We start from the raw sequence: 9,708 nt of genomic DNA, 5'->3' as shown, positions 1-9,708 counted from the left end.
TCTGCGTACCACTCGGCCAGCCTCGCACGGTCCGACAGCGACTTGTCGATCGTTTCCATTTGCGCGAGACCAATCGCAGCCTGGATGTTCGTCATGCGGTAGTTGTACCCAATCACCGGAAACCAGTAACGGCGCGCGAGGTCCATGCCCTGCCCGCGAAACAGCCTCAGCTTGGCTGCCAGTGTGGCGTCGTTCGTGGTGACCATGCCGCCTTCGCCGGTCGTCACAATCTTGTTGCCGAAGAAACTGAACGTGGCGCACGTTCCCATTGATCCGACTTTGCGGCCGTTCACTTCAGCGCCATGCGCTTCGGCGGCATCTTCCACGACCCACAGCTTGTGGCGACGAGCGATTGCATTGATGGTCTCCATCTCGGCGGGATGGCCGTAGAGGTGAACCGGAATAATGCCCTTCGTCTTCGACGTGATTTTCCGTTCGATATCCGCCGGATCGATGTTCATGGTCTCTGCGTGGACATCGACGAGAACGGGCGTCGCGCCGCAATAGCGCACCGCGTTCGCGGTCGCAATATAGGTGACCGTGGGAATAATGACTTCGTCGCCCGCCTGCAGATCCAGCGCGACAAGCGCCAGGTGCAAAGCCGTCGTGCCGTTGTTGGTGGCAATCGCGTGCTCGACGCCGCAAAACTTGGAGAACGCCTCTTCAAAAGCACCGATGTATTTTCCGACCGACGAGATCCAATTGGTATCGAGACAGTCAAGAACGTACTTGCGCTCGTTGCCGTTCAAAACGGGCTGTGCGACAGAAATTCTACTCATGTTTTCCTCTCAACATTTAATCGGCCGGACTGGAATTCCCACGACCGTTTTACCACTGTCTATATCTTGGATTACGACGCCGCCGGCACCGACCGTGACATTCGCCCCAATCTTGATTTCCGGGATGACTCTCGCGCCGATACCCAAAAACGCCTGATCGCCCACAACCACGTTTCCAGCGAGACCGCATTGCGGTGCAATATGTACTGCGCGTCCGATCCTGCAATCGTGATCAATCGTTGCGCCTGTATTAATATTTGCAAGCGACTCGATCGCAGCCTCGGCATTTATCACCGCGCCAGCCATAACAGCAACGCCGTTTCCAAATGTCACGCTCGGCGAAATAATCGCGTGCGGGTTGATTGCATTGACTAGCCGATATCCTTGATCGGTGGCGAGTTTCGCGAGACGCTCCCGCAAGCGGTTAGAACCGATTGCTATAAACGCCTTTTCGTAACCTTCGCTGCGCAAACGCGCGAGGTTGTCATCGCCGACCAAGACCGGCACGCCAACGCAGGAATCCGGACTATTTTCGTCGCCAACGCAGAAATCGACCAGCTCACCCATTGCTCGCAAACTTTCGATACATACTTTCGCATGGCCTCCCGCGCCAACTACCACAATGCCCTTAACCATGCTTTACACCCAGTTTCGACCACGCCCCGCATTCTCGTCGCGCCAGTAGCAAATCGAGACGGTCCTCTTCGCCGATCGAGTGCATGGGGGCCTCAAGCAATTCACCTGTTGCACGGTTGATCGTGCGGTGAACCAAACCAAGGCTTTGTGCCCGCGAAATGACCTGATCGATCGAATCACCTGACTTGCCGATCTTGACGATCAGTGTGATTTCGGGATTCGCCGCGATCAACGAACGGGCGCCGTCGATTACGTCGATTACGTTGATACCGGCGCCATTCGCATCGATTGTTATCAACGAAATCTTATGATTTCCCGCGAAAACGCTATCCAGGCTTAGATTCAATAAATCTTGCTCGCGCACATCGACCATTTCCGCGAAGCCATTCATAGCGATGGATTTCGCCAATAGCGAGCGGTTGGACGCAGAAGACTCAAACGCGATGACCTGGCCGCGCCCGCGAAGCACGTGCGCCGCGGCCAGTGTATCCAGGCCGATATGCGCGCCGACGTCGACAAATACATCGCCAGGAACCAGCAAGCGCTGGGTAATCAGACGCGCGCCTTTGTTCAAATCACCTGTGCCGAGGAGACTGGCAAGCGCAGCACGGTCGCTCTCCGGACAAAACACATAGCCGGCCTCGGACTTGATCAGCAACACATCCTCGCTGCACTGAACCGCCGCGCGACGGCCGGACGCAAGCTTTGCACTTTTGTCGAGACGGGAGAACGCGTCGCGTTCGATCGCGGCCGAATGCAAGCCCGATGCCTGAGCTCGCATCATTTCGGCGACGGTTTCCACCGCCATGTTGATCTGGTCCAACTCGTGCTTCAACTCTGCCGCGGCGGCCGCCTGCGTCCGGAACACGTCTTCACGCAGGGACTCCCGCGCGAATTGCATGGATTCGTGAACACCCGCAGTCAGCGCCTGGCTCTCGCCACTGCTGGCCGTGTGCGTTCGGAACACGTCTTCGCGCACGGCCTCCCGCGCGAACTGCATGGATTTATGAATCCCCGCCGCGAGCGCCTGGCTCTCGCGGCTGCTGGCGTCGCGCAATTGATGCCCGCTCAAGAGGAGTTCATGCTGCACGCTCTGCGCCGTCTGAATCAGCACCGACGTCGCGATTCCATGCGTGTGCCGGATCTCGTGCAACACGTCGCGGCGAAGCGCTTCGATTTCGGCGACATGCGCCACCGTGAAGAACGACCGCGTCCGATACGCAAGCGGCCGCACGACGGGCCGCGCGAGCCGGTACGCCATCATCGCGGCCTTTCGCACGCAACGTTTGATCCGTGAGCGCATGGAAATCTGCGCAGCCGCATTGCGTCGATCAGCTTTATTCATTTACGGTTATGCCCCACCAAAGTACGCGGCAACCGCCGTTTGCGGGTCCGTATCCATCTTGATCTTGCCGTGCTCCAGCCAAAGGACCCGATTACAGGTATGCAGGATCAGGTCGCGGGAATGCGACGCGAGAACGAGAATATTCGTTGCGGCGACCAGCTCGGTCATGCGCTCCTCGGCTTTACGCTTGAAGCCTTCATCGCCGACGGACAACCATTCGTCCATCAACAGAATCTCGGGACGCACAATGGTCGACACAGCAAAAGCGAGTCGCAAATGCATGCCGGTGGAATACGTGCGCAGCGGCATATCGACGAAATCGCCGAGCTCCGAGAAATCGATGATCTCCTCGATCCGCTTCTTGATCTGTGCACGCGGCATGCCCAGTAACGCGCCTCGCATATAAATATTCTCGCGCCCCGTGGCCTCCGGATCGGTGCCGAGCGAAATATCGATAAGCGATCCAATCTCGCCCTCGACTTTGGCGTGCCCGGATGAAGGCTCATACACGCCGCCGAGCAGGCGCAACAACGTACTTTTGCCCGCGCCGTTATGACCGAGCAGCCCTACGCGATCGCCGTCGTGGAAAGAAAAAGTTAATCCTTCCAACGCCCGAACGACAACCCGGCCCTCCTTGTCGGCGCCAATCTGCCCGCCGGTCGCAACCTGCATCAGCCGCTTCTTCAACGACCGTCCGTTTGCGTTATAAATGGCGAAATCGACACAAACATTTTCAAATTCTATAGATGCCATAATCTCTGTCTATTTACAGCCAGTATGCGATACGCCGCTTGTAACGTCCGTACAAGGCGATGGCGATTACCCAGCCCACAATTGCAAGCGCGCCAGACACTTCCCAGTTGATGGCGTCCGGCATATCACCGAGCAACGGAGCACGCACGATTTGAAGCAAGTGATAGGCAGGATTGAAATCGAGCAAATAAAGACCGGCCCGGTGCGGGAGATTTTTCGGCATCCACATGATGGGCGTCACATAAAACACCACTTGTAGAGCACTCGTTACGATCTGCGCGAGATCGCGATACCGTGCGCATACCACCGAAAGAATAAGCGCTATCCAGGTCAGATTAATCAGCAGTAACACGAAGCCGAGAATCGACAGGAACGCTATCATATGCAACGGCGTCAGGAACACCAGCAAAATAATCGGAAAAATGACGATGTTATGGCCGAGTATGAGCATGTTCCGCCAGATCATTCGTAATACGTGAACGAAAAGCGGAATCGGCAACTGCTTAATAATCCCTTCAGCAGTAATAAACGCCGTGCATCCTTCGGTAATAACCGTCGAAATAAAGCCCCACAAAATGATACCGATCGCGATAAACGGCAAAAACTCCTGCATCGGCGACTTGAAAATAGTCCCGAACACAATGCCAATCGTGCCGATCATCACGCCCATGCTGATGGTCAGCCACAGGGGGCCGAGGGCCGAACGCCGGTAGCGCTGGCGGACATCCTGCCAGCCGAGCATTCCGATCAAGGGATAGCGTCGCGTCGCTGCCACGATATCCGACAGCGCGCTTACAGTAGGACTCTTGCGCATAAAAAACCAGTTTTAGAAAGTGTTGCGATTTTAGTCGTGCACGCGTAGGAGGTCATCTCTTTTGTTCCCCTGCGCCGGACCCGACGGATGGTTCGATGCCGCGGTCCTGCGTCGTCATGCCTTCACAAGCGTTTCCGGCCGCCAGGTCTTGTAGGTTTCGCCGCCTAGAATCACCTGGCTCAGTTGCTTCGCGCTTTGCTTCCACGTCATCCACGGCATGTTCGCGGATGACAGTGCGCGCCCTGCGGCATGCTCGCGCAGCCATCCCTGAATCGCATCCGCGAGTTCTGCCGGCGTGTCGCCTTCGAAGTAGAAAGCGTGATCGCCCGCCACTTCGCGAAAAACCGGCAGCTCGCGAGCGACGATCGGCAAACCCTTTTGCGCCGCCTCGATCAAGGGCAAGCCAAAACCCTCACCCAACGAAGCCGCGAGCAGGCCCGATGAAGCGCCGTAGATTTTTTCCAGATATTCGTCGCTGATGCCTTGCAGCCAGAAAAAGCGCTCGTTGTGCTCTGCGGCTTCTTTCAACAGATCCGGCAATCCGCCGACACCCCAGCCCGCCTTGCCCACGATCACGAGGTTGACATCGACATTCGCGGCCCACAGCAACTGGAATGCATCGAATGCCTGGATGTGGCCTTTACGCGGCTCGACCGTTCCCACCATCACGAGCGTCGGACGCTCGCGCAAAGCGGCAAGCACGCGCGGCGCGTCGTCGGGCATTCCGCTCGATGGCTTACTGCTTTCGATATCGGCGCCAAGATGAAAGTAGCCGATCTGGAGCGCGCGAAGCCGTTCCACCGACGATTCCTGGAGCCACTGATACAAATCGTCCGCAACCGCGCGGGAGATGCAAACGAGGCCATCGGACACGGTCGCGATAGTCTTAAGCCACGGCGGGAACACAGCCGCGATGCCTTCATGGAACCACTCCCGCCGCAAGACGGGCAGCAAGTCGTAGATGACGAAATAGATCTTCACACCGCGGTTTCGCTGCGCCACGAACCAACTTTGCGCCTGGGGAACGCGATCGGCTACCAAGTCGAGCCCGAGGAAGACATCGCCCTGTTGGCTATCGACCAGTTCGTCGCTTTCATTCCCCTCTTTGCCGCCGACGCCAAGCGAACGCGCGAATTTGTCCGCATAGCGATACGACATGACGCCTCGTTCCAGACGCACCGGACGTACTTCCCATCCCGTCGGAGGTTCTTCAAGCAATCGCTGCACGATCGCGCGCGTAACGCGCTGAATGCCCGATTTTGCATCGTGGTCGCACAGGATCGAAACGTCGATCAACAGTTGGCGCGGACGCCCTGTACGCTGATTGGCGGCGATAGCGTCGGCGCTAGCGACCAGGTCGGCATCGGTGGGTTTGGCGTCGAGGCGCGTTAGCGCGTCTATCAGTGCGCGATAGCGTTCATCGGACGATCGGGAGGACGCTTCGGCGCCCAGCCGGTCTTTCTTCTGTGCATACGCCGCTTCGAATGCTTTCAACGCGCGTTGACCGGTGGCGTCCCAGGAAAACTTGGGCACCTGCAACGCGGCGTGCTCGCGCAACGACTGCCGGTATGGAGCGTCGGTGAGCCCACGCTCCATCATGGTGGCCATTTCATTGAAATCGAGCGGATCAAACAGCGCGTCTTCGCGGCCGATGACTTCGGGAATGCTCGTCGCCGACGATCCGATCACTACGGCACCGCACGCCATCGCCTCGAGCGCCGGCAATCCGAAACCCTCGTGCAATGAAGGAAACACGAACAAGTAGCACGCGCCATATAACGCGACTAGATCCTCATCCGACACATAACCGGACGACAACACCAGCTCGTCGCGCGCAAGGCCATGGGCTTGCGCGAGGTCATAGAGTCTCGTGCGGTCAGCGTCGGTCGCCTGGCAAAGCATGAAAAGCTGATAGCCCCTACGCAGCGACACCGGCAATTTTCCGTACGCGGCGATCAGTCCTTCAAGGTTCTTGCGTGGCTCGACAATACCCGTCGTCATCACAAACGGCCGCTTGATGCCAAAGCGTGCCTTCATCTTCTCGACATCCTGTGCCGACGACGTGGCGTGCGCGAACGACTCCGACACCGCTGACGAAATATTGGTGATTCGCTCGGCGGGAATCCCTAATTCGAGGACCGCTTCTTCGCCGCAATAGGCGGAGATGGCAAGTAAGACGTCGGCGCGCTTGAGTGCCTCGATCTTGCCGTAGTAATGTTTTTTGGTTCCGGCGTCGGAAAGATACTTCTTGGGATTCAGGTACGGAATCAAGTCGTACAGCGTGACCGCAGTGAGGGTGTCGCGATCGAGTTCCTTGACCGTCGACACCGAGGTGTCCACGAACCCCTCGAACAAGCTGCTCACATGCAACAGGTCAGGCTCAAGCTCGGCAATTGCATACTCGCGGATCAGGTGGGCGGCGCGAGTGCGCCAGTCGTTCATGCCTTGATAGAGCGCAAACGGCGGGACGGAAAACACCGCGATACGCCCTTCCGGCAATAATCCATCGAACGCATGTCGGACGCCTTCGATCGATTCAGGAAACAGATTGTTCAGGATCACCCACACTTCATGCTCGCCGGCGTTTCGCGCGATTGCCTGCGCCAGCGCGAGGCTATAACGGCCGATGCCCCGCAGACGGCTGCTTGACTGACATCCCTGGAGATCCAAAACAATACGCATAGGTGTACCGAGAAAATTTATCTTATGTAGTTATCTTGTGTAGCCGTGTGTGGCGGACAGCAGGTCGTCGTGAATCCTGCGGCCCCGCGCAGTCAGCTGATCGACCGTCTCAACGACGTTAGCCGCCGCATCATTGAGCACGCCCTGCAGGGCGTTGAACCCAGCCAGACGGATCAAGCCTGCACGCAATCCGGGGACACGCGAAAGCACCTTGACAATGCGTCGCCTCAACGCGGGCCGACTGCGAACAAAAGCGGCCGCGTGCAAAAGCGACAGTCGCACCGGTTTCGTCGCAATACGCTTCAAGTCGACCGCTTTACGCAAAGTGAGCCCGACGCCTCGCACGGGCGCGGAAAGCCGCCAACTACTGCTGCGAAGCATTGCATCGATACGCAATTGCGCATCCGCGGCGAGTTCCTCTGCCGCCATCGCACGGCGTAGCGCCTTCTTCAAATGCACTTCGACATCGTGTACGCGATCCTGTTCCTGCGCGCGAATCGCCGACCTTTCAAGCACCGAACGCGACTGAAGCTCGCGCACCCGCGCCTCGAAATCACTTATCCGGCTGTCCGCGCGAGCGACGAGTTCCTGGATATGCTGGAGTTGCGCCTCTGCCAACGCCGCTTTGCCGCGCCAGACCGCGCGGTCCGTTTCGACTTCTACAACGCGAGTCCACAACGAATCCGCGTCGACGGGCTCGGCCGCCGAAATGGGCAGCACAGGTTCCATAACCAGAGACTCAGCGAGTTTGACCGCTTCGTTGTCCATTTTCTTAAATGCGAATATCGCGTAGTCGGGTGCCTGCTTGAGATTCTCATTCACCTCCGACACAACCGCGTTGACGACGGACGCGACCGAGGAATGGCCCGGCATCAACTGCAAGTCGTTGCGCAGGAAATCGCGGTTCATCGGCACCATGACCACCCGCGCGAACCCGCAGTATTCCGCCGCAAACGCAAGCAACGTAGATGGGATCGGCCGCTCGTGCGTAGGGTCGATATAAAAATTGCACGCGCCCACCACGAGGTTCGCCGGATTCGGCGTTTCCAGGAGAATCGCGCCATTCGCGTCCGTCACGCGATGTGCTTCGCGCAAAAACGCCAGCAGCTTGTCGAACCCGAGATGCTCGACCACATGGAACGCGCTGACCAGCGAATACGACTGATCCGGTTGGCGAGCCAGATAGTCGAGGACATCGCCCTTCGTGACGTTAAATCCGGCCGTCCGGCCTTCTTCGACGAACGCGTCGCTCAGGTCCAGCCCCTCAGCGGCCAGACCTTGTTCCTTCAACAACTCAAGCCATTCCGCCCGCCCGAACCCCACGTCCAATATCTTTTTCGATACCCTTGCGGCAAGCGCGTCAATGACCGGCAGATAGACGCGCTGCCGTGCCTTGATGGCATCGCGGCTGCCGCGAAACCTGTCTTCCAGCGCGCGATAAAAATCGTCGGTAACCATAGAATTGCGCTGCGCGCCTCGTGTACTTGAATGCCTTCAATCCGCGTGACGCGTGGACGGCGCGCCCTGATCGGGCTGCGCCCGCTTCGCTCGACGCGAGTGCAGAGCATTACGCTCATGTCGAAACCCGAAAATGCTTACGCCGCATGGCGACTGCATGCGGCGTGCGATGGCAGGTCCCTCGGTACATTCCCGGAGCCCCGCCAAACGGGGATATCAGAACGAAAAGCCCGCTTTGTTCCGGCGAAGGTCTTCTTCCACCATCATCTTGCAGAGTTGTTCCAAGGTCGTCTTGGGTTCCCAGCCAAGCTTTTCCTTTGCCTTGGTGGCGTCGCCAATCAGCAATTCCACTTCCGCGGGACGATAGAACTTCGGATTGATTCGAACCAACACCTTGCCGTTCGAACCGACACCTTCCTCTTTCTCAGCCGACCCGCGCCAGTCGATGTCGACACCGACAGCCTTGAACGCCATTGTGACGAAATCGCGAACCGTTTCAGTGCGGTTGGTTGCGAGCACGAAGGTGTCGGGCTCATCGGCCTGGAGCATGCGGTACATGCCTTCTACGTATTCCTTCGCAAAGCCCCAATCGCGCTTGGCGTCGAGGTTACCCAGTTCAAGCACGTCGAGCTTGCCGAGGGAAATCTTGGCAACCGAGTCAGTGATCTTACGCGTGACAAACTCACGACCACGCAACGGCGATTCATGGTTGAACAGGATGCCGCTCGAGCCGAAGATGTCGTAAGACTCGCGGTAGTTGATCGTGATCCAGTGCGCGTACAGTTTCGCGACGCCGTAGGGGCTGCGCGGATAAAACGGGGTGTCTTCCTTTTGCGGAATAGCCTGGACCTTGCCAAACATCTCGGACGTGGAAGCCTGGTAAAAGCGGATCGATTTATCGACGATACGGATGGCTTCCAGCTGATTTAGCGCGCCGACGCCCGTGATTTCCGCGGTAGTAGCCGGTTGATCGAACGACACGCCTACAAAACTTTGCGCGGCGAGGTTATAGACCTCCCGCGGCTGGGCCTTTTCTAACAAACGGATGGACGCGCCGACATCAGTCAGGTCGTGCTCGACAAGATTCAGCTTCGGGTGGTTCAGGACACCCACCTCCTCCATGCGCCAGAAATTGACCGTGCTGGTCCGCCGATAGGTGCCGTGAACTTCGTAGCCCTTGTCAAGCAGCAGTTTCGTGAGATATGCCCCATCCTGCCCGGTAATGCCTGTAACTACTGCGC

At 58.0% G+C, this 9,708-nt stretch carries 8 protein-coding genes; all 8 read right to left on the bottom strand.

Features of this window, described 5'->3' with window-relative positions:
* Positions 1-779: DegT/DnrJ/EryC1/StrS family aminotransferase (locus WCA53_RS10005; protein WP_423908603.1), on the bottom strand; the 779-nt coding region annotated here is incomplete at its 3' end.
* Between the two features lie 9 nt (positions 780-788).
* Positions 789-1,415 carry an acetyltransferase gene (locus WCA53_RS10000; protein ID WP_423908601.1) on the bottom strand — a complete coding sequence of 209 codons (627 nt, stop codon included), beginning with the start codon at positions 1,413-1,415 and terminating at the stop codon, positions 789-791.
* On the bottom strand, positions 1,408-2,760 hold the full coding sequence (locus WCA53_RS09995) for a hypothetical protein (protein WP_423908599.1): 1,353 nt from the start codon (positions 2,758-2,760) through the stop codon (positions 1,408-1,410). The genes WCA53_RS10000 and WCA53_RS09995 overlap by 8 nt, the downstream gene beginning before the upstream one ends.
* 6 nt (positions 2,761-2,766) lie before the next feature.
* Positions 2,767-3,432: an ABC transporter ATP-binding protein gene (locus WCA53_RS09990; RefSeq protein ID WP_423908597.1), complete on the bottom strand. Its 666-nt coding sequence runs from the start codon at positions 3,430-3,432 to the stop codon at positions 2,767-2,769.
* A gap of 94 nt (positions 3,433-3,526) precedes the next feature.
* Positions 3,527-4,255 carry an ABC transporter permease gene (locus WCA53_RS09985; protein WP_423908606.1) on the bottom strand — a complete coding sequence of 243 codons (729 nt, stop codon included), beginning with the start codon at positions 4,253-4,255 and terminating at the stop codon, positions 3,527-3,529.
* A gap of 186 nt (positions 4,256-4,441) precedes the next feature.
* Entirely contained in the window at positions 4,442-7,009 is a 2,568-nt protein-coding gene (locus tag WCA53_RS09980; protein ID WP_423908594.1) for a glycosyltransferase family 4 protein, read from the bottom strand.
* Positions 7,010-7,039: 30 nt separating this feature from the next.
* Positions 7,040-8,467 (bottom strand): class I SAM-dependent methyltransferase, encoded by a 1,428-nt coding sequence (locus WCA53_RS09975; protein ID WP_423908591.1) that lies wholly within the window; start codon positions 8,465-8,467, stop codon positions 7,040-7,042.
* 216 nt (positions 8,468-8,683) lie between these two features.
* Positions 8,684-9,708: GDP-mannose 4,6-dehydratase (gene gmd / locus WCA53_RS09970; RefSeq protein WP_423908589.1), on the bottom strand; the 1,025-nt coding region annotated here is incomplete at its 5' end.

Source organism: Caballeronia sp. (assembly GCF_049581465.1).
Classification (GTDB): Bacteria; Pseudomonadota; Gammaproteobacteria; order Burkholderiales; family Burkholderiaceae; genus Caballeronia.
The sequence above is the reverse complement of the archived record's forward strand: the minus strand, read 5'-3'. Positions and strand labels throughout refer to the sequence as shown.